The sequence below is a fragment of the Pseudomonas sp. S35 genome (assembly GCF_009866765.1).
Taxonomy (GTDB): domain Bacteria; phylum Pseudomonadota; class Gammaproteobacteria; order Pseudomonadales; family Pseudomonadaceae; genus Aquipseudomonas.
This window is the reverse complement of the sequence record NZ_CP019431.1, coordinates 3,813,251-3,831,476: the sequence shown is the minus strand read 5'-3', so window position 1 is coordinate 3,831,476 and position 18,226 is coordinate 3,813,251. Positions and strand designations below refer to the sequence as shown.

At 60.8% G+C, this 18,226-nt stretch carries 22 protein-coding genes and 1 pseudogene; 13 read left to right on the top strand and 10 right to left on the bottom strand.

Annotated elements, in window-relative coordinates; genetic code table 11:
- Nucleotides 1-44 precede the first annotated feature (44 nt).
- On the top strand, nt 45-848 hold the full coding sequence (gene dapF / locus PspS35_RS16925; RefSeq protein WP_159935896.1) for a diaminopimelate epimerase: 804 nt from the start codon (nt 45-47) through the stop codon (nt 846-848).
- Here dapF and PspS35_RS16920 read toward each other — a convergent pair.
- A complete protein-coding gene (locus PspS35_RS16920) occupies nt 836-1,978 on the bottom strand; it encodes a PAS domain-containing sensor histidine kinase (protein WP_159935894.1) in 1,143 nt (380 codons plus the stop codon). The genes dapF and PspS35_RS16920 overlap by 13 nt on opposite strands.
- Nucleotides 1,968-2,783 carry an alpha/beta hydrolase gene (locus PspS35_RS16915; protein ID WP_159935892.1) on the bottom strand — a complete coding sequence of 272 codons (816 nt, stop codon included), beginning with the start codon at nt 2,781-2,783 and terminating at the stop codon, nt 1,968-1,970. Before PspS35_RS16915 ends, PspS35_RS16920 begins: the two co-directional genes overlap by 11 nt.
- A gap of 128 nt (nt 2,784-2,911) precedes the next feature.
- On the opposite strand from PspS35_RS16915, the gene PspS35_RS16910 reads away from it, so the two are divergent.
- The gene (locus PspS35_RS16910) at nt 2,912-4,132 is read left to right on the top strand and encodes a TPM domain-containing protein (protein WP_159935891.1); all 1,221 of its coding nucleotides are present in this window, start codon (nt 2,912-2,914) and stop codon (nt 4,130-4,132) included.
- A 59-nt stretch (nt 4,133-4,191) separates the two neighbouring features.
- Here PspS35_RS16910 and PspS35_RS16905 read toward each other — a convergent pair whose 3' ends face one another.
- From PspS35_RS16905 to PspS35_RS16890, 4 genes are all read right to left on the bottom strand, one after another.
- A complete protein-coding gene (locus PspS35_RS16905) occupies nt 4,192-4,617 on the bottom strand; it encodes a GNAT family N-acetyltransferase (RefSeq protein ID WP_159935889.1) in 426 nt (141 codons plus the stop codon).
- An 18-nt stretch (nt 4,618-4,635) separates the two neighbouring features.
- Nucleotides 4,636-4,962 carry a hypothetical protein gene (locus PspS35_RS16900; RefSeq protein WP_159935887.1) on the bottom strand — a complete coding sequence of 109 codons (327 nt, stop codon included), beginning with the start codon at nt 4,960-4,962 and terminating at the stop codon, nt 4,636-4,638.
- A 322-nt stretch (nt 4,963-5,284) separates the two neighbouring features.
- Nucleotides 5,285-5,776: a GNAT family N-acetyltransferase gene (locus PspS35_RS16895; protein ID WP_159935886.1), complete on the bottom strand. Its 492-nt coding sequence runs from the start codon at nt 5,774-5,776 to the stop codon at nt 5,285-5,287.
- A gap of 178 nt (nt 5,777-5,954) precedes the next feature.
- Nucleotides 5,955-6,356, bottom strand: coding sequence for a hypothetical protein (locus tag PspS35_RS16890; protein WP_159935884.1), 402 nt, complete (start codon nt 6,354-6,356; stop codon nt 5,955-5,957).
- 214 nt (nt 6,357-6,570) lie between these two features.
- On the opposite strand from PspS35_RS16890, the pseudogene PspS35_RS30345 reads away from it, so the two are divergent.
- Both PspS35_RS30345 and PspS35_RS16885 read left to right on the top strand, forming a co-directional pair.
- A pseudogene (locus tag PspS35_RS30345) lies at nt 6,571-6,654 on the top strand (GNAT family N-acetyltransferase); the annotation flags it as partial.
- Nucleotides 6,655-6,666: 12 nt separating this feature from the next.
- A complete protein-coding gene (locus tag PspS35_RS16885; protein ID WP_159935883.1) occupies nt 6,667-7,134 on the top strand; it encodes a GNAT family N-acetyltransferase in 468 nt (155 codons plus the stop codon).
- Between the two features lie 116 nt (nt 7,135-7,250).
- Here PspS35_RS16885 and PspS35_RS16880 read toward each other — a convergent pair whose 3' ends face one another.
- Entirely contained in the window at nt 7,251-7,733 is a 483-nt protein-coding gene (locus PspS35_RS16880; protein WP_159935882.1) for a copper chaperone PCu(A)C, read from the bottom strand.
- Nucleotides 7,733-8,338 carry an SCO family protein gene (locus PspS35_RS16875; protein WP_159935880.1) on the bottom strand — a complete coding sequence of 202 codons (606 nt, stop codon included), beginning with the start codon at nt 8,336-8,338 and terminating at the stop codon, nt 7,733-7,735. Before PspS35_RS16875 ends, PspS35_RS16880 begins: the two co-directional genes overlap by 1 nt.
- Before the next feature lie 181 nt (nt 8,339-8,519).
- On the opposite strand from PspS35_RS16875, the gene PspS35_RS16870 reads away from it, so the two are divergent.
- The 4 genes from PspS35_RS16870 (at nt 8,520) to PspS35_RS16855 (ending at nt 10,878) form a co-directional block, all read left to right on the top strand.
- Nucleotides 8,520-8,903: a DUF2946 domain-containing protein gene (locus PspS35_RS16870; protein ID WP_159935879.1), complete on the top strand. Its 384-nt coding sequence runs from the start codon at nt 8,520-8,522 to the stop codon at nt 8,901-8,903.
- A gap of 62 nt (nt 8,904-8,965) precedes the next feature.
- Entirely contained in the window at nt 8,966-9,511 is a 546-nt protein-coding gene (locus PspS35_RS16865; protein ID WP_159935877.1) for a putative natural product biosynthesis protein, read from the top strand.
- A 188-nt stretch (nt 9,512-9,699) separates the two neighbouring features.
- A complete protein-coding gene (locus PspS35_RS16860) occupies nt 9,700-10,524 on the top strand; it encodes a hypothetical protein (protein WP_159935876.1) in 825 nt (274 codons plus the stop codon).
- Nucleotides 10,525-10,671: 147 nt separating this feature from the next.
- Entirely contained in the window at nt 10,672-10,878 is a 207-nt protein-coding gene (locus PspS35_RS16855; protein WP_159935875.1) for a PLD nuclease N-terminal domain-containing protein, read from the top strand.
- 7 nt (nt 10,879-10,885) lie between these two features.
- Here PspS35_RS16855 and PspS35_RS16850 read toward each other — a convergent pair whose 3' ends face one another.
- Nucleotides 10,886-11,668, bottom strand: coding sequence for a DeoR/GlpR family DNA-binding transcription regulator (locus tag PspS35_RS16850; RefSeq protein ID WP_159935874.1), 783 nt, complete (start codon nt 11,666-11,668; stop codon nt 10,886-10,888).
- A 121-nt stretch (nt 11,669-11,789) separates the two neighbouring features.
- Here PspS35_RS16850 and PspS35_RS16845 point away from each other — a divergent pair, with 121 nt between their 5' ends.
- A complete protein-coding gene (locus tag PspS35_RS16845; RefSeq protein WP_159935872.1) occupies nt 11,790-12,950 on the top strand; it encodes an alpha-hydroxy acid oxidase in 1,161 nt (386 codons plus the stop codon).
- A 192-nt stretch (nt 12,951-13,142) separates the two neighbouring features.
- Here PspS35_RS16845 and PspS35_RS16840 read toward each other — a convergent pair whose 3' ends face one another.
- On the bottom strand, nt 13,143-14,069 hold the full coding sequence (locus tag PspS35_RS16840) for an alpha/beta hydrolase (RefSeq protein ID WP_159935866.1): 927 nt from the start codon (nt 14,067-14,069) through the stop codon (nt 13,143-13,145).
- Nucleotides 14,070-14,231: 162 nt separating this feature from the next.
- On the opposite strand from PspS35_RS16840, the gene PspS35_RS16835 reads away from it, so the two are divergent.
- From PspS35_RS16835 to PspS35_RS16820, 4 genes are all read left to right on the top strand, one after another.
- Nucleotides 14,232-15,077: an SDR family oxidoreductase gene (locus tag PspS35_RS16835; protein ID WP_159935865.1), complete on the top strand. Its 846-nt coding sequence runs from the start codon at nt 14,232-14,234 to the stop codon at nt 15,075-15,077.
- Between the two features lie 34 nt (nt 15,078-15,111).
- Nucleotides 15,112-15,699: an NUDIX domain-containing protein gene (locus tag PspS35_RS16830; protein WP_159935864.1), complete on the top strand. Its 588-nt coding sequence runs from the start codon at nt 15,112-15,114 to the stop codon at nt 15,697-15,699.
- Nucleotides 15,700-15,786: 87 nt separating this feature from the next.
- Nucleotides 15,787-16,377 carry an antibiotic biosynthesis monooxygenase gene (locus PspS35_RS16825; RefSeq protein ID WP_159935863.1) on the top strand — a complete coding sequence of 197 codons (591 nt, stop codon included), beginning with the start codon at nt 15,787-15,789 and terminating at the stop codon, nt 16,375-16,377.
- The gene (locus PspS35_RS16820) at nt 16,374-18,212 is read left to right on the top strand and encodes an amidohydrolase (RefSeq protein WP_159935862.1); all 1,839 of its coding nucleotides are present in this window, start codon (nt 16,374-16,376) and stop codon (nt 18,210-18,212) included. Before PspS35_RS16825 ends, PspS35_RS16820 begins: the two co-directional genes overlap by 4 nt.
- The last annotated feature ends 14 nt before the right edge of the window (nt 18,213-18,226 follow it).

Genomic DNA, 18,226 nt, shown 5'->3' with positions numbered 1-18,226 from the left:
AGGGTATCCTCCAGTTCCCCCACAGGTCGACCCCAGGACACTCCATGCCCTTGCAGTTCGTAAAAATGCACGCCCATGGCGACGACTTCATCATCGTCGACCGCCGTGGCCTGGACGATCCGATCACCCCACAGCTCGCCCGGCGCCTGGGCAATCGCCACACCGGCATTGGCTTCAATCAACTGGCCGTGGTGCTTGATTGCGAAGACGCCGTGGCTCGTATCAAGTTCTGGAACCCCAACGGCACACCGCTGCAAACCTGCGGCAGCGCCACCCGCGGCGTGGCCGACCGTTTGATGCACGAAACCGGCAGCGATTCGGTGGTGCTGCGCACGGACCGTGGCCTGCTCACCTGCGTGCGCGAGTCGGGGCGACGGGTGGCGGTGAACATGGGTGAACCGTTGTTGGACTGGGCATCCGTCCCGTTGGCCGAGGCCACTGACACGCGCACCTTGCCGATCGACGGCAGCCCGGCGGCGTGCAGCATGGGCAATCCCCATTGCACGTTTTTTGTCGACGACATCAACGCCGTCGATGTGGCCGCCGTCGGCCCCGCGCTGGAAGCTCATCCGCTGTTCCCGGCCAAGACCAATGTGCATTTCGTGCAGGTGCTCGACCGTGGGCATATCCGCCTGCGCATCTGGGAGCGCGGCGGTGGTGTGCCGCTGGGTTCCGGTTCGTGCTGCTGCGGGGCGGTGGTCAACGGTATCCGTCGCGGTGTGCTGGATGCCACGGTGCAGGTGCAGTGCGACGGTGGCACGGTCACGGTGCACTGGGACGGGCAGGGTGGCGTGGTGTTGAGCGGCAGTGTCGAGCCGATCATGCAGGGCACTGCCTACGTGTTCTGAAACGTCACGGTAAACGTGGTGCCGCCCGTGGCGCAGGAACGCACCGCCACATCGCCGCCATGCACCTTGGCCAACTCGCGCACGATATACAGGCCCAGGCCCACGCTGCGCACGTCGCTGCCCTGGTCGGTGCCACGGGTCATGGGCTCGAACAGCACCGCCAGCAAGGCCTCGGGAATGACCGCGCCGTAATTATGCACGGCCACTTCGCATGCACCGTTATCCAACTGCGAGGTGATGGTGATCGGTCGTTGCAGGTCGCCATAGGCCACGCTGTTGGCCACCAGGTTGCCGATGATCTGCTGCACGCGGTCGGCGTCCAGGCAGGCGTCGCCAGTGCCTTGGGCGTGATGCTCCAGGGTCGCCTTGGGGAACGCGACACGCAGCTCATCCACCGCGCGATGAATCACCTCATGCAGGTCCAGCGGCGCCGCCTTGATGCTGATGCCCTGGCCGACGCGGGCCTGGGTGAAGTCCAGCAGGTCGGCAATCATGCGCTGGGCGCGTTCGGACGACTGGCCGATATGCCCCAGGAGCTGGAGTTCCTTGGCGGTACGCTCGCCACGGTGGAGAAAATCCGAGGCCATGCGGATCGCTGTGAGCGGGTTTTTCAGGTCATGGCTGACAATCGCCACCATCTGCTCGGCAAACAGTGCGCGGCGCTGGGCAATGGCGTAGGCCTCGTTCAAGTCGGCCTGGGCTTGTTGCAGCGCCAGTTCGGTGGCGGTTTTTTCCTGCAACAGCGCTTCGGCCAGGTTGCGCGCATTGAGCAACTCACGCTCGTACTTATCACGGTCGGTGGTGCCGAACAGCGCCAGGTCATACACCACGACACCGGCCTGTTCACGTTTGTTGCCGTTGAGCAGCACGGTGACCTTGTGACCGTCGTGGTGCAGCATGTCCAGCTTCACTTCGGTGACGCTGCCGTGCATGCGCAGCATTGGCGCCAGATGGGTTTGGTGGAAGATCCGCCCGCCCATGGTCAGTAGGTCCTGGAAGCGTCGGCCGCACAGCTCGGCGTTGCTGAACCCCAACCAGTCGCTGAAGCGTGCGTTGGCTTGCAGGATCGTGCCGTCTTGCGTGGTGACGGCCAGGGCGCAGGCGGCGCTGTCGAACAACTCAGTGGGCACGGGCGGCGGCCCAGGGTGCGAGAAACGTGTCCATCGCCGCCGCGCAGGCCTGCGGCGCGCTCATGTGCGGGCAGTGACCGACGTTGGCCACCAGGCAATAGGTGCTGTTGGGCAACACGCTGTGCAGGTATTCGCCCACGGCCACCGGGGCGATCAGGTCGTCACTCGATTGCAGGATCAACACCGGGGTAGTCAACCCGATCACGTCCTGGCGGTTGTCGGACATGAAGGTGACGCGCGCGAATTGCTTGGCGATGTCCGGCTCGGTGCGGCAGAAGCTGTCGGTCAGTTCGTCACTCAGCGCCGGTTGCCCCGGTGCCCCCATGATTACCGGGGCCATTGCGCTGGACCAACCGAGGTAGTTGCTGTCGAGGGTGTCGAGCAGGTCGTCGATATCGGCGCGCTTGAAGCCGCCGACGTAATCTTCGGTGTCGATATAGCGCGGCGAGGGGCCGATCATCACATGGGCCGCGACACGGCCGGGGGCCAAGCGGTCGGCGAGGGTGCCGATCATGGCGCTGACCGAATGGCCCACTAGAATCACCGGGCCTTGTGCGTAAGCGTCGATGATCTCATTGAGGTCGCGGGCGTAGCCTTCCAGCGCGTTGTACTTGGTCTTGTCGAAGGCCGTCAGGTCGGAGAGACCAGCGCCTACCAAGTCATACATCACCACGCGAAAGCGCTCTGCAAACTGCGGCGCCAAGTAGGCCCACATGGCCTGGTTGCAGCCAAACCCATGTGAAAACACGAGGGTCGAGGTCCCTTCACCCATCACGTTGACGTTGTTGCGCTGGCATAGGTCCATGAGGATCCCGAGATTATGGCGTATTGCTATGTGTGGGGCAGTTTAGATAGTCAGCGCCGTGGGGTCACGCGTTATAGCGCTGATAAGGTAAAGTCGGCGCCTTCAGGACGAAACTTCAGGTAACAAACATGATGCGGTGGTTGCGGCAATCTCTCACGGTTCTGTTGGTACTGGTGCTCACCAGCCCGTTAATCACCGCCCAGGCTGACACCTCACCGATTGGCGTGGCCCTCGATCAGCGGGTGATCGACCTCACCAACACCCTGGACGCCGAGACCACCACTCGTCTGAAAGAGCAGCTTGCCGGCCTCGAACAGCGCAAAGGCGCCCAAGTGGCGGTGTTGCTGGTGCCCTCCATTGGCGAGGCGAGCATCGAGGGCTACGCCAACCAACTGTTCCGCGCCTGGAAACTGGGACGCATGGACGTCAACGACGGCATCCTGCTGGTCGTGGCCAAGGACAACCGCAAGGTGCGCATCGAGGTGGGCTATGGCTTGGAGGGCACGGTGACCGACCTGCTGGCCCACCGCATCATTGAAGAACACATCATCCCGGCGTTTCGCCAGGGCGACTATGCCGGTGGTGTGGTCCAGGGTGTGAACGATCTGGTGGTGCTGGTGGACGGCGGTGACCTGCCGCAGGTGACAGGGCCTGGGGGTGCTCCCCAGGCCATCGCCGTGTTGCTGGCGTTTGTCTTTGGCGCCATCGGCGGCGTGCTGATCGCCGCGCGCAAGCTGGGCTGGCGTGGCGCACTGATCACGACGGTAGCCGTCATCGTGTTGCTGGTGGTGTTCGCCGGGGGCCGGGAATGGCCGATGTACCTGCTGGTGTTGCCGTTGACCCTCCTGATTGGTGGCGCCACCTTCGGCGCATTGTGGCTGGCGCGCACCGCGTTCTACTGCGTGATAGGTCTGTTGGCCTATATCGTTGGGGTGGTGATAGCCAATCGGTTTGTGGAGATCAGTTATATCCAATGGCTGGTGTGGCCGTTTGGCGGGGCGTTGGTGCTGGGCTTGTACCTCGGGTTGTTCTTCGTCATCAAAGCCTCCTGGAAAAAGAGCCCGCGCTTTTTCCTCCTGCGTGCGCTGGCAGTCATGGCCATTTATGTCGCAGCGGGGACGCTGCTTGGGCGCGGGTATCAGGGCTGGATCGTGGCGATTCCAGTGGCCTCCTTTGTGGCGTTTATCGTGTTTGTACAGAGCATCGCCAGTGGGGGCTCGGGTTCGGGCGGTGGCGCCGGCTCGAGCTCCAGCGGGTCGAGTTCCAGTAGCAGTTCCGACAGCAGCTCCAGCAGCTCCTCGGGGGGCGGTGGCTCCAGCGGCGGTGGCGGGGCGTCGGGGAGTTGGTAACCAGACGTTATTCTGCGTGATGCCATGCTGCAAACGGCTGTCTGGCAAAACCCAGAACGTTACAGCCGTTTGGACAGAAATATGCGACTGCTGCCTGCCGGTTCACATGGGACCTCCCCGAACCGCACCCACCCATGCTTTTCATAAAACCCCGGGGCCTGAAAACTGAGGGTATAGAGCACCGCGTTCGCGCAGCCGCGACGCCGGGCTTCGTGCTCAAAGGCGTGCAGCAACCGGCTGCCGAGGCCCGTGCCGCGCAGGGTTTCGGGCAGGTGGAACAGGTCGAGAAAGGCCATGCCCAGGGTGGTTTTGCCGGTGATGCCACCGAGAATTTGCCGGGTGTGCGGGTCTTTGATCAGCACCGTCAGCGCGAGGCGATCGTTGAAGCCGGTGATGCCCTCATTGAACGAAGCAAGGCCGCTGCCAAGGATGCGCTCGGCGTCAGGGTTGGCTTGATCGCTGATTTCAATGAGGGTTTCAGTCATTACGGCTTCCAGGTGGTTTTAGATGTATTTCAATCCTTTCATCATATTGGGCGTGATCTCGAAGTCTATCGCTTCGCGATACGGTTTACCGAGTTTGGCATATGGACTGTCGCCGTCAGGGGTTGCCCGGGTGGGCTGCCAGCTTTGGGTCATGTGATCGAATACTTCAGCATCGTCCCCGGCTGTTTTATCCAGGAGGTTGCGCATTGGTTTGTTGATTACTTCAGCATCGTGTCCGGCTGTTTTATCCAGGGGGTTGTGCTTTGGTTTGTCGCTATCGAACCCTTCTATTTGGATTGCCTGGTAGTTCGCTGCGTGGTGGCTGAAACCATTGATTGAAGACATCACTTAACCTCTCTTGTGCGTAGGGAAAAGACCAATCAGAACCCGGCTCGGCGGGTTGCATCGCAGGCTACAGAGGCAGGCATGGCTATTCAATGAGGCACTTTTCAGCGGGTGTAACGGCGTGAAACCGTTGTGCAAGAGGTTCAGCAAATGCCGGGCCTGGCTATCGGCAGTGTCTTGAAAAAGCCGTACATAGTGTGAGATCCGGCGTCAGATATTGGCGTTGTCCCCGGTTTTTTAAACCTTGTCATTCATTTATATCGTCAGTGGTTTTTTGTGCCGATAGAACGCGATACACAAGACGGGTTGTTAATCAGTCCCGTTAAAAAATCATAACCATCTCATGCCACGCCATGCCGCCATGATCAGAGGGCGACGGCTGGACATAGGTGTAGCCCATGCGCGCGTACAACGGCACATGCTGTTCCTTGCACATCAGGTGAATCGTGCACTTGTCCATCGCGCGCATGCGTTGCACAAACTCGGTCATCAGCATCCTGGAGTAGCCTTTGCCCTGATGCGCAGGGGCGACGACCACCGACATGATCACCACATTCGGCGCTTCGGGCGCATGCCCCACCAACTCCTTGAAAGCCTCGTCAGACATCACCACGTCATGGGCGCAGCCGCAGTTGATAAAGCCCACTACCTCGTCATCGACTTCCAGGATCAGGAAACCTTGCGGGTACTGCGCGATGCGCGTGGCAATTTTTTCCAGCGTCGCGGCTTCGTCGCCTTCATAGGCGGTGATTTCAATTTCAAAGCAGCGGGTGGCGTCGGCGGGAAGGGCGTTGCGCAAGGTGAAGGCAGGCATACGGGTTCCTGGAGGGGGGAGCGAAAGACTACATGATAGATACAAAACCATCCTGTGGCGCGGTCTGGCGGCTTGTCCTCGTTATCAAGTCCTTGTCTTGCTCAAATGAACAAAACCCGCCAGGGCGGGTTTGTTCACCGTTTAATCGACGGCCCGAATCAGTGGGGCATCCACTCCATCAGTCTACCGGGATTACTTTGACAATCCCGGCGCGACTCAGTGCTTCGTTGACCTGTTTGCCGAAATTGTTCACGTTTTCGAGGTGCACAGGGGTGAATGTGTCATCGGGACGGTCTGGAAAAAACTTGATGCTGACCGGCCACACCTTTTGTTCCGGGGTGTTGTAGTCAGCAACATAGGGTTTACCAGCGCCCACACTGGTCTTGGATATCCCGTTCTGTCTGGCGAGCTCGTGAAAGAGTTCCATCGTTCGATACAGATTTTCATCGGCGACAATGACTCGGATGACGTCTCGGTCCGGCATGCTCGGCGCAGGAGGCATGCGCATCGCTTCGGGTGCTTTTGGCAGTGTCGGCGAGGTGTTGGAGAAAGGAGCGGGAGCGGGTTGAATACCTTGCATGGTAATTACCTGTAAGTTTAAGGGGGTTGATCGACTCAGTGAGTAGCCGATTCAATGGGCAAGGTTCCTGGCAGCCAAGGCGTTAAGTACATGGAAGTGTTGCCGGTAGTGACCTCGGCTGGGTGTAGACCGCAAAACCAGAAAACCCGCCAAAGCGGGTTTCTTCACAGCTAAAATCGCATCAACATACTGTAAACACATCACCCGCACGGTCCGGTATTGGCAAGGCCAGCGCTGGCAATTACGCACCGATATCGACCGTTATTCATTCACCCGAGCGGGCAATGAACATGCATGAAGGAAGGACCCCATGCTTAAAATAAAACGCGCCACCCCCAACGACGCCAACGCCGCTTTTGACATCCGCCGCGAAGCCATCCGCAGTCAGTGCATCGGCGCCTACACGGCTGAACAAATGGCGCTCTGGACCCGTGGCAAGGCCGAGGACGGCTACAGCGCGCTGATGGAAAAACCGTTTTACCTGGGCTGGATAGACGACAAACCCGTTGCCACCGGCATGCTCGACCTCGATAACCGTGAGGTGGGCGCACTGTTTGTGCTGCCGCAATTCACCGGGCGCGGGTACGGCAAGGCGATGCTGGATCACCTTGAAGACGTTGCGCGGGCACGGGAAATCGGCGAGGTGGTGCTGGACGCCACGTTGAATGCGGCGAGTTTCTATCGGGCGTGCGGGTATGTGGGGGAACAGCAGGCGATCTACCACTCTCCGTCGGGGCTGGCGTTGGCGTGTATCCCGATGCGCAAGCGGATTGGGTGAACACTGTACCTGTGGCGAGGAAGCTTGCTCCCTCGCCACAGGTTACTTTTTCCTGTTCTACTTCTGGGTTTGCCTGCGGTAGCGGTGATTCAGGCAACAAAGCGCTCGATACTGTCTCAGTGCATCTTGCTGTGGTCCATATGGCTATGGTCCATGCCGTCCAAACCACGCGCTGCTGCGGTCACTTCAACCGTCTGCTTTTCACCTTGGGCGTTTTCCACGGTCAGGGTCAGCGGCACCTGGTCACCTTCCTTGATCTGCCCGGTCAGGCCCATCAGCATCACGTGGTAGCCATTCGGGTCGAGCTTGACTGCCTTGCCAGCGGGCAGGGCCACCGAGTCCACCGGACCCATGCGCATGACGTCGTCTTTCATGCTCATTTCATGGATCTGCACGTCCTTGGCCACCGGCGATGCCACGCGCAGCAGCTTGCTGTCGCTGTCGGCCGTGACGGTCATGAACGCGCCGCTGGATGGCTGGCCCGGTACCGAGGCGCGTACCCAGGCGTCGGTCACTTGCACCTGGGCGCTGGCGTGCGCTGCGAAGCCCAGCAGGGCGATGCCGAAGGTGAAGCATTTGAGGTGTTGAACGGCAGTCATTAGCAGACCTCCATGACGGTGAGCAGGTCTTCTGCGCACTCTTGAGCGGTAAGGGATGCTTGCAGGCCCAGGCGCAGGTTGCCGCGCGTGTCGAAGACAAAACTGGTGGCCGTGTGGGACAGGGTGTAAGTGTCGCCGGCGGGAATCTTTTCATAAAAGATCCCGAATTCCTTGGCGGCCACGGCGATTTCTTCCGGGGTGCCGTACAGCGCTTCGAAGCTTGGGTCGAAGGCCTTGACGTACTTGTCGAGAATCTGCGGCGTGTCGCGTTCCGGGTCCAGGGTGATGAAGATCACCTGCATGATCTCGCCGTCGCGGCCCATCAGCTTCTTGGCCTGGGCGGCGCGGGCGAGGGTGGTCGGGCACACAGCCGGGCATTGGGTGAAGCCGAAGAACACCACCGGCATCAGGCCACGGTAGGAACTGAGGGTGACCGTGTCACCCTCGGTGTTCTTGAGCTTGAAGGTGCGGCCCATGATCTTGTCGCTCAAGTCCTTGCCGTACTTGAAGTTCAACCTGGGGCTGTTGTCGCAACCGGTCAGCAGGCCAAGACCCAGCAGGCCCATGCCGCTGAGGACCTTGCGGCGGGTGAATAACGTACTCATCAACTGTGCATCCTGTGAAACGCCTGCATTGCTCTGGATCTACACATCAGGCTTTGAAAAGGAGTAAACGAGGAGGGCGCCAAGTCTACCAACCCTGGCGATGGCACGTAATCTGCGACGTTCTGCCACAGGGGGCCGCCGTATTTCATCCCTTTGTAGCTTCGGTGGTAGAGTCGCCGCCATGAAATCGAGCCACCCCGACCGTTCGCTGATCGTCTGGACCCTGTACTTCTGCGTGCTGATGAACCTGTTCGTGTGCGGTTTGGGCCATGGTCAGATGATGGGCCAACAGCTCAATGGCATCGGCGGCGCGTTCTGTTCGGTGGACGGCAAGCAGGCGCCACTTTCCGACAAAGGGTTGAGCAGCCCGTCCTCCGGCAACATCTCGAACTACTTTGCCTGCCCGGTCTGCGCGGCCCTGACGGTTGCCCTGGTGTTCCTGATCGGCCTTGCGTGGTTGCTGGGCCTTGGACAAACTCCGCGTCCAGCCCACGAACAACGTAACAAGGCGCCGCCGCGCCATGCCTGGCCCTCGGCCAACCCCCGCGCTTCCCCCGCAGTCTGACGTGTGCCTTGGGCCTCCTGTGATCAGGAGGCGTTCGATCGTCACGACTGTGAGTGCGTTTCATGAACCATCAATTGCCTGCAGGCGCCAGTCGCCTGGTCAGCAAAGCGTCTCGTCGCCTGCGCGCGGAACCGGCGCGGGCTGAATACCCGAGTAACTCCCGTTGTTTCGTGCACCTGGATGCACGCCTTTTGCCCTACTGGCATACCCTGTTCGATATCTGCCCGGCGCTGCTCAAACTCGACCCGCCCGAAGGCTTGAACCTGTTCCGCAGCTTTATGACATGGGCCTATCGCAATCAACCCGCGCAGGATTGGACCTATCACCTGAATGTGTGCCGCTGGCTGCTCGGCTCGCCGTATCGCGCGCAAATCGACGATGAACCTATCGAAGCGTTCATGGCTGCGGCGGCGGCGCGTTGGGTCATCACCGATGACAGCCAGGCGCAGGGTGTGGTCCTGGCCTGGCAAGGGCTCAGGGTATTCGACTGGAAACAGGCGGCGGGCGAGGGCCTCGAACAGCCGGCCTTGCCGCCTGCGCCAGGTGACTTCGTGTGGTGCTCGCTGACAGCCCAAGGCGGCTTCAGTGGTTGGTTGCCGGTGCCTTGACCGGCATCAGGCCAGGCGTGATGAGTCTTTTGACGTTCTATGCCCGGGCAGGGGGAACTGGCGGTATTGGGCAGACCACCTATCTGTAATCTATTTGTAATTTGCCAAGACATAACGCTGCCTGAGTTGAGCTTGGTCAAATGGATAGATTGGGGAACGCACGTGCCATAACATCAGGAGATTGAAATATGTCCAATACCTATACCGCGAGTTACTCTCATAGCCAGACTGTTTCGTGTGGGCCAGGCCACGGCCCCGCGTTGGGCCATAACCAATATGCGCGCCATTCGGATGCTGACCTGGCGTTAGCGTTTGACAGAAACTTTGATGCGTTCAGGGAGTGGGACAGCCCAAATGCCTCGATGAGGCGGATCCATGAGGTGGCCAACAGGCCGATGACTGGCAACCCGCACAGGGACAACGAAAAGATGTTGGCCAGCGAGATTCTCAGGCGCCCTCAGGTGGGAAATGCATTGGACTCGGTGGATGACTACGGTCGGCGCGACGGCATCATCGGCCGCCATACCCCGCGCATGGCGGCTGAACAACTCTCGTCCTGTAATGGCGGGCCAAAACCCTATCCTCAGCCCTGCCATGACCGGCCGCCGGTCTATCCGCAACCTTGCCATGGTCGGCCGCCAGCTTATCCGCAACCTTGCGAGAGTCGCCCACCGAGCTCCACTCAACCTTACCCTCAGCCGCAACCGGTCCACCCTTCGCCCCATAACGTTTACAAAAGTGTGCCGGACCAAACGCTGGCGTTGGCGTTTCACAACAACTTCAACGTGTTCAAGGACCCGATGACCGGGATGGCTACGACGTCCAGGATCCAGGATGTTGCAGGCCGCGCGATGGTGGGGGTCCAGTCTGTCGACAACATGACGTTGCTGGCCCGGGAAGTGCTCATTCGCCCTGGCCTGGTGGGTTACCTGGACTCGGTCGATTATGGCGGCCGACAAGACGGCATCATTGGTCCCAATAACGCACTAAAGGTGGCTTATCAACTCTCTTAGGGCCCACTTTGCGTGATCAGACACGCGCCTGGAACAGCAACCTTCGGAACGCCTGGCGCGCGCACCCCCCGTGACCCCACCGGCAAATTTTAATGAACCCTCACGGCGGATGCTTGACCTAATGCATACGACCTCAGGAGGTGAATCATGCAAATAGAATATGTCTGGATCGGTTTGGCGGTGATTCTGCTGCTCTTGGAACTGTGGGCAATCAATACGGTATTGCGCAGCACCAGTGGTTGGGAAAGCAAAGGCTTGTGGCTGGTGATCCTGATCTTTGTGCCATTGTTCGGTTTGATTGCCTGGGCGGCATTCGGGCCTAAACGCGAGATGCCAGCGCAGCGTCGACAGTGAGCAGGCGTTAACCCTCAACCCGCAGGACGTCCAGCCCCAGTTGCTCATACGCCTCGACACTAGGCACGTGCCACTCGGTGATAAGCGTGTGAATCCGGTTGCACGGCGCCACCACAAACGGCTCCACAGCGCCAAGTTTATCCGCCATAGTCACCGCAACCACGTGGGACGCACTGTCGAGCAACGCTTGCTTGACCGCCACTTCATCAAAATGCAGTGAGCTGATGCCCACCTCTGGATGCAATGCGCATACGCCGGTAAACAGCAGATCAGCTTTGATGCTCTGGATCAGGCGCACGGCTTCGTGGCCACCGGTGGACAGGGTGGCCGGGTTGAGCTGACCACCGGCCAGGATCATCTTAACGTTGGGATGATCGGCGAGGGCGATGGCGATCATCGGCGAGGTCGTGACTACGGTCAGGCTGATTGAGCGGGGCAGTGACTGAGCGATCTGCAGCGTGGTGGAGCCTGAGTCGAACAGCACAATCTGGCCGTCTTCCACGCGGTCCGCCGCCAGCTGCGCGAGTTGGCGCTTGGTGTCATTGGTTTCGCCGACCCGGGTGAAAAAATCTTTGCCAGTGTCCTTGGGCCGGGGCAGGGCGCCGCCGTGTACGCGTTGCAGCAGGCCGGCGGCGGCGAGTTCGCCGAGGTCGCGGCGGATGGTGTCCTGGGACACGGCAAAGTGCTCGACCAATTCTGATGCGGTGACTTTACCGTCGCGTTCCAGCAGCAACAGGATCTTTTGCTTGCGCAGGGAAGGCAGGTCGATAGCGTGATGAGTGCTGTGCATGTTTGTGCGCTTTTTTGCTGGTTTGTGCAAGATTATCCGTCCGCCGTTCTAAACGCAATCGCTGGTTGCGCAGCGGATGGGCGGTTACTCTCTGGGCTCAGTTCAGGGAGAGGTGACCTAGATGTCGTTGATCACAACCATCGAAGATTTACGCAGGCTCGCGCAAAAACGTGTCCCAAGGATGTTCTACGATTACGCCGATTCCGGCTCCTGGACTGAGAGCACCTACCGGGCGAATGAAAGCGATTTTGCCCGGATCAAATTCCGCCAGCGGGTGGCGCGCAACATCGATGAGCGCTCGATCCGCAGCACCATGATCGGCCAGCACATGGCCATGCCGGTGGCCCTTGCGCCTACCGGCCTGGCGGGCATGCAGCATGCCGATGGCGAGATTCTCACCGCCCGTGCGGCCGCCAGGTTTGGCCTGCGCTACACCTTGTCGACCATGAGTATCTGCTCCCTGGAAGACATCGCCGAGCAGGTAGGCCAGCCGTTCTGGTTCCAGCTGTACGTGATGCGCGACCGCGCCTTTGTCGAGCAACTGATCGAACGCGCCAAGGCTGCCGGTGTGGATGCATTGGTGCTGACCCTGGACTTGCAGATCCTCGGGCAACGGCACAAGGACTTGATCAACGGCCTGTCGGCGCCGCCGAAACTGACCTTGCCGAATCTGCTCAACATGGCGACCAAACCGCGTTGGGTGATGGGCATGCTCGGCACCCGGCGTCGCGGTTTCGGCAACATCGTCGGGCATGTGAAAGGCGTGGCGGACATGAGTTCACTGTCGTCCTGGACCGCCCAGCAGTTCGATCCGCGCCTGAGCTGGGACGATGTGGAATGGATCAAGAAGTGCTGGGGCGGCAAGCTGATCATCAAGGGTATCCTCGATGTGGAAGACGCACGCCTGGCGGCCGATTCCGGTGCGGATGCCCTGGTGGTGAGCAATCATGGCGGCCGTCAGTTGGATGGCGCACCGTCGAGCATCAGCCAGTTGCCAGCGATTGTCGACGCAGTGGGCGAGCGTATCGAGGTGTGGCTCGACGGTGGCATTCGTTCCGGCCAGGACGTGCTCAAGGCGATGGCACTCGGCGCCAAAGGCACCATGATCGGTCGCCCGCACTTGTACGGGTTGGGGGCGATGGGCGAGGCGGGCGTGACCAAGGCACTTGACATCATCGCCCGTGAATTGGACGTGTCGATGGCACTGTGTGGCTATAACGATATACGCGATGTGAACCGTGAGATTTTGCTGCCGGGGACCTTTCCCGAACGCATCGCCTGAGCAAAAAAATCGTAAAAATACGAAAAGAGTTGTCCACGAAAACCGTGGGTATCTCTGTGGATAACTTTGCAAGACCCCGGCGGGTATGGCGATTTAGCCCAAGGTCAATATTTGATCAACTTTCGGCGAGGCCCAATATGGGCAGGGTTGGCGCTTGACAGCCAAGCGCGAACCCAGTGCCGAAAAGGCGTTTTATGAGTCGCCGTTACGCCCTGTGGAGTGCGTCACAACCTGGGCCGGCATCCTGGCCTGCATCAGGTTGTCGAGTGCCTGGCGATAACTGCGCCCGGCCAGGCTCATGCTGTTGTTATGGCTGGCGCCGGGCACCAGTAACAGCCGTTTGGGTTCCTGGGCGGCCTCAAACAATTGCTGGCTGAAACGCGGCGGCACATAGCGGTCGTCCAGCCCGTGCACCACCAGCAATGGCATGTGGATATCGGCGATCTTGTCGATGGAATCAAACTTCTGCGACAGCAACCAGCGCACCGGCAACGAGGTGTTTGCCACCGCCGTGGCCACATCCGCCAGGGAGGTGAAGGTGGACTCAATCACCAACCCGCGTACCGGTAGCGGCTTTTGCTTGCCCAACTCGGCGGCCAGGTCGATGGCGACCGCGCCGCCCAGGGAATGCCCGTAGATCAGGCGCTTGCTCGGGTCGGGTTGCAGTACCTGGAAGCGCTCCCAGGCGATGCGCGCATCTTCGTATACGGTAGTTTCCGACGGCAGATCGCCACGGCTTTGGCCAAAGCCGCGGTAGTCGATGGCCAGTACCGAATAGCCCAATGCGTGCAATTGCTCGATGCGAAACAACTGCCCGGTGAGGTTCCAGCGCACGCCGTGCAGATACAGGATCGCCGGCGCGTCCTTCTTGTCCGCCGGGTACCACCAGCCATGAATGTTCTGCCCCGATTTGAAACTGGCGGGCTTGAGTTCGAACTCTTGCACCGCCTTGGGCAAGCCGCTGTACCAACTGGCGGTGCCGGGTTCGATGCGAAACACCAGTTCGCGTTCCTTGTGTTGCAGCACGCTGCAGCCCACCGGCAGGCCGACGATCAACAACGCCATGCACAGCAGGGGCAACCAGCGCAGGCTCAGGCGCGACATAAAACGAGAGGGCATGAAGGTTCCAGGGCAAAGGTGAAGCTGTGGTTTTACCAGATGGCCTACACGGGCTGGTATAAATTCGACGGCTGTCCAGGGTGATTGCTTGCAAAGTGTTACAGCATTGAACGACCCCTGCACAGGTTGTTAGGGTAGGCGGCCAAACAGGAGAGCAAGCACATGGATTTCACAGGTAAAACCGCCATCGTCACTGGCGGTGCGCGCGGGTTGGGACTCAGTTATGCACGGGCGCTGGCCCTGGGCGGTGCCCGGGTGGTGATCAGCGATATCGGCGCCGACAAGGTGGGCGCCGGCAACGATGCCTCGGTGGTCCAGGCGGCGGCGCAGGCCTTGCAGGCCGAAGGGCTCGCGGTGATCGGACATGGCGGTGACCTGTCCACCAGCGAGGGCTGCCAGCAACTGGTTGCGTACGCCATTGAGGCATTCGGTCAACTCGACATCCTGATTCACAACGCCGGTTGGGTGGGTTACCAGAACATCCAAGAGCTGGATGCCGCATTCCTGCAGCGGGCCATGGACATCAACCTCTACGCGCCACTCTGGCTGTGCAAGCACGCGTGGCCGCACCTGCTGCACTCAACCGCGCCGCGCATTATCCTCACTACATCCGACCGCGCCATGTACGCACAATACGAGCAGACCGGCCTGGTGGCCTACAGCGCTGGCAAGATGGCGCAACTGGGGATCATGAACGCCCTGAGCCATGAGGGCGCCGAGGCCGGCATCCGCGTCAATGCGATCTCGCCGGTGGCCAAGACGCGGATGTGGGGCGTGACCGAGGAACCCGACGAACTCAAGCCGGAATGGGTAACCCCAGGGGTATTGTTTCTCGCCTCCACGCTGTGCGAGGACACGGGCTACATCCTGCGCGCCAGCAACGGTCAATTCACCGCAACACGCTTCACTGAGAATCCTGGCGTGGCTTACCCGCGCAACCTGGCGCGGATCCACGCCGGCAGTGCTGAAGAAGTCGCGGCCGCGTGGCCTCGCATCAAACAAGCGTGAACCCCGATCACTCCTTGGAATAAAGAGCCAGACCATGGACAACAGCCCCGTTCGCATCACCGCCGAAGAAACCCTCTCGGACAACTGGTACCTGCTGAAAAAATACAGCTTCGACCTGCGCCGCCGCGACGGCAGCTGGCAAGCCCAGACCCGCGAGGTGTATGACCGCGGCAATGGCGCGACCATCCTGTTGTACAACCGTGCGCAACGCACCGTGTTGCTGATTCGCCAATTCCGCATGCCCACCTTCGTCAATGACTACCACGGCTATCTGATTGAAGCGGCGGCGGGCCTGCTCGACAACGCCAGCCCCGAAGAGCGCATTCGCCTGGAGGCCGAGGAGGAGACCGGTTATCGCGTGGGGCAGGTAGAGAAGATCTATGCGGCGTTCATGAGCCCTGGGTCGGTCACCGAACGTATTCATTTTTTTATCGGTGAGTATCAGCCGGGCGACCGCACCGGCAGCGGTGGCGGCCTGGAGGAGGAGGGCGAGGACATCGAGGTGCTGGAGCTGGGCTTCGAGCAGGCCCTGGCAATGGTGCACAGCGGCGAGATCGCCGACGGCAAGACCATCATGCTGTTGCAGCACCTGGAGCTGCGCATGTTGAAAGAAGGCTGGTGACCTAAACAGCACGTACATCCAATTTTCCCGCCCCCGTCCCCGGCAAACTCCCCTCATCGCTGAAACTTCAAGGCAGAGGGGCACCCCATGGACCCAGCAGCAAAAACAGGGCCCGACGAAGTCGTCACCCTGGTCGTCAAACACCTGATCAAGCAAGGCCAGGAAGCCGATTACGAAGCCTGGCTGCGCCGTATCGTGCGCATCGCCGGCGAGCGTCCGGGGCACTTGGGTGTCGACGTGGTACGCAGCAAACAGAACAGCCTGGCGCTGTTCACCTGCGTGCTGCGCTACCGCTCCACTGACGACCTGCAAACCTGGCTCGACTCCCCCGAACGCCAAGCCCTGATCGCCGAAGCCACGCCGATGCTGGCGGACGGTGACAAGACCGAAATCGGTGCGGTCAACGAATTCTGGTTCGCGCCCCTGGCCGACAGCGCCGCCAAGCCGCCGCGCTGGAAGCAGGCAGTGGTCACCCTGTTCGTCATTCTGCCGCTGACCCTGCTGGTGCCGATTGTGTGGGGCCCGATCCTGCGCCTGCACCCGTTCCTCTCCAACTATGTGGTCGCCACGTTCCTGGTCACCCTGACCATCGTGCTGCTGGTGGTGTACCTGCTGATGCCAGCGGCCACTCGCCTGTTCGCTCCCTGGCTTGAAGCCTCTGTAAAGGAAACCCTATGAACGCCGATCTGATTCTGTTCAATGGCCAGTTCCACACTGTGGATCGAGAAAACCCACGCGCAACCGCCGTCGCCATCCATCAAGGCCGCTTCGTCGCCGTCGGCACCGACGGCGAGGCTATGGCCCTGCGTGGCAGCGGTACTCAGGTCATCGACCTTAAGGGGCGTACGGTCATCCCCGGCCTCAACGACTCCCACCTGCACCTGATCCGTGGCGGGTTGAACTACAACCTCGAACTGCGCTGGGAAGGCGTGCCGTCCCTGGCCGATGCCCTGCGCATGCTCAAGGATCAGGCCGACCGCACGCCAACGCCGCAATGGGTGCGCGTAGTGGGTGGCTGGAACGAATTCCAGTTCGCCGAAAAACGCATGCCGACCCTGGAAGAACTCAACCAGGCCGCGCCGGACACCCCGGTATTCGTGCTGCACCTGTACGACCGCGCCTTGCTCAACCGCGCCGCCCTGCGTGTGGCCGGCTACACCAAGGACACGCCGAACCCGCCGGGCGGCGAGATCGTGCGCGACAGCAACGGCAACCCCACCGGCATGCTGGTGGCGCGACCCAACGCGATGATCCTCTACTCGACCTTGGCCAAAGGCCCGAAACTGCCGCTGGAATACCAGGTCAACTCCACGCGCCAGTTCATGCGTGAACTCAATCGCCTCGGCCTCACCAGCGCGATCGACGCTGGCGGTGGTTTCCAGAATTACCCCGATGACTACGCGGTGATCGAGCAACTGGCCAAGGACGAACAACTGACGGTGCGCATCGCCTACAACTTGTTCACCCAGAAGCCCAAGGAAGAACTCAGCGACTTCAAGAACTGGACCGGCAGCGTCACCCTGCACCAGGGCGACGACTACCTGCGCCACAACGGCGCCGGCGAGATGCTGGTGTTCTCGGCGGCGGACTTCGAAGACTTCCTGGAGCCGCGCCCGGACCTGCCGCTGACCATGGAGCAGGAACTGGAACCGGTGGTGCGTCATCTGGTGGAGCAGCGCTGGCCGTTCCGCCTGCATGCGACGTACAACGAATCCATCTCACGCATGCTCGACGTGTTCGAGAAGGTCAACCGCGACATCCCGTTCAATGGCCTGCCGTGGTTCTTCGACCACGCCGAAACCATCACCCCGCAAAACATCGAGCGCGTGCGAGCTTTGGGCGGCGGTATTGCGATCCAGGACCGCATGGCGTTCCAGGGTGAGTACTTCGTAGAACGCTATGGCGCCAAGGCCGCCGAAGCCACGCCGCCGATCAAGCGCATGCTCGCCGAAGGCGTGCCGGTAGGCGCGGGCACCGATGCCACGCGGGTGTCGAGCTACAACCCGTGGACCTCGCTGTATTGGATGGTCAGCGGCCGCACCGTCGGCGGCCTGGAACTGCACGCCGAAGGCCTGCCGCGCCTTACCGCGCTGGAGCTGTTCACCCACGGCAGTGCCTGGTTCTCGTCCGAACAGGGCAAGAAAGGCCAGATCAAGGTCGGCCAACTGGCAGACGTCGCCGCATTGTCGGCAGACTTTTTCAGCGTCGATGAAGAGGCCATCAAGTGGATCGAGTCGCTGCTCACCGTGGTCGGCGGCAAGGTGGTGTACGGCGCCGGCGACTTCGAAGACTTCGCCCCGCCGCGCGTGCCGGTGCTGCCGGACTGGTCGCCGGTGGTCAAGGTGCCGGGGCACTGGCGTGCGACTTCACCGCTCCAGGCCCAGGTTCACCAGTGCAGCGGCCCTTGCGGCGTGCATTCCCACAGCCATGAGAAAGCCCGTCTTTCCAGCGTGCCGGTCAGCGACTTCCAGGGTTTCTGGGGCGCGTTTGGCTGCTCGTGCTTTGCCTTTTAAAAAAACCAAAGGAG

What these genes read in the sequence shown, in the direction of transcription:
- PspS35_RS16820 (WP_159935862.1), top strand. Translation starts at nt 16,374, where the DNA reads ATGAACGCCGATCTGATTCTGTTCAATGGCCAGTTCCACACTGTGGAT.
- PspS35_RS16910 (WP_159935891.1), top strand. Translation starts at nt 2,912, where the DNA reads ATGATGCGGTGGTTGCGGCAATCTCTCACGGTTCTGTTGGTACTGGTG.
- PspS35_RS16850 (WP_159935874.1), bottom strand. Translation starts at nt 11,668, where the DNA reads ATGCACAGCACTCATCACGCTATCGACCTGCCTTCCCTGCGCAAGCAA.
- PspS35_RS16890 (WP_159935884.1), bottom strand. Translation starts at nt 6,356, where the DNA reads ATGCAAGGTATTCAACCCGCTCCCGCTCCTTTCTCCAACACCTCGCCG.
- PspS35_RS16900 (WP_159935887.1), bottom strand. Translation starts at nt 4,962, where the DNA reads ATGTCTTCAATCAATGGTTTCAGCCACCACGCAGCGAACTACCAGGCA.
- PspS35_RS16895 (WP_159935886.1), bottom strand. Translation starts at nt 5,776, where the DNA reads ATGCCTGCCTTCACCTTGCGCAACGCCCTTCCCGCCGACGCCACCCGC.
- PspS35_RS16880 (WP_159935882.1), bottom strand. Translation starts at nt 7,733, where the DNA reads ATGACTGCCGTTCAACACCTCAAATGCTTCACCTTCGGCATCGCCCTG.
- PspS35_RS16915 (WP_159935892.1), bottom strand. Translation starts at nt 2,783, where the DNA reads ATGGACCTATGCCAGCGCAACAACGTCAACGTGATGGGTGAAGGGACC.
- PspS35_RS16855 (WP_159935875.1), top strand. Translation starts at nt 10,672, where the DNA reads ATGCAAATAGAATATGTCTGGATCGGTTTGGCGGTGATTCTGCTGCTC.
- PspS35_RS16825 (WP_159935863.1), top strand. Translation starts at nt 15,787, where the DNA reads ATGGACCCAGCAGCAAAAACAGGGCCCGACGAAGTCGTCACCCTGGTC.
- PspS35_RS16840 (WP_159935866.1), bottom strand. Translation starts at nt 14,069, where the DNA reads ATGCCCTCTCGTTTTATGTCGCGCCTGAGCCTGCGCTGGTTGCCCCTG.
- PspS35_RS16875 (WP_159935880.1), bottom strand. Translation starts at nt 8,338, where the DNA reads ATGAGTACGTTATTCACCCGCCGCAAGGTCCTCAGCGGCATGGGCCTG.
- dapF (WP_159935896.1), top strand. Translation starts at nt 45, where the DNA reads ATGCCCTTGCAGTTCGTAAAAATGCACGCCCATGGCGACGACTTCATC.
- PspS35_RS16845 (WP_159935872.1), top strand. Translation starts at nt 11,790, where the DNA reads ATGTCGTTGATCACAACCATCGAAGATTTACGCAGGCTCGCGCAAAAA.
- PspS35_RS16865 (WP_159935877.1), top strand. Translation starts at nt 8,966, where the DNA reads ATGAACCATCAATTGCCTGCAGGCGCCAGTCGCCTGGTCAGCAAAGCG.
- PspS35_RS16835 (WP_159935865.1), top strand. Translation starts at nt 14,232, where the DNA reads ATGGATTTCACAGGTAAAACCGCCATCGTCACTGGCGGTGCGCGCGGG.
- PspS35_RS16830 (WP_159935864.1), top strand. Translation starts at nt 15,112, where the DNA reads ATGGACAACAGCCCCGTTCGCATCACCGCCGAAGAAACCCTCTCGGAC.
- PspS35_RS16860 (WP_159935876.1), top strand. Translation starts at nt 9,700, where the DNA reads ATGTCCAATACCTATACCGCGAGTTACTCTCATAGCCAGACTGTTTCG.
- PspS35_RS16870 (WP_159935879.1), top strand. Translation starts at nt 8,520, where the DNA reads ATGAAATCGAGCCACCCCGACCGTTCGCTGATCGTCTGGACCCTGTAC.
- PspS35_RS16885 (WP_159935883.1), top strand. Translation starts at nt 6,667, where the DNA reads ATGCTTAAAATAAAACGCGCCACCCCCAACGACGCCAACGCCGCTTTT.
- PspS35_RS16905 (WP_159935889.1), bottom strand. Translation starts at nt 4,617, where the DNA reads ATGACTGAAACCCTCATTGAAATCAGCGATCAAGCCAACCCTGACGCC.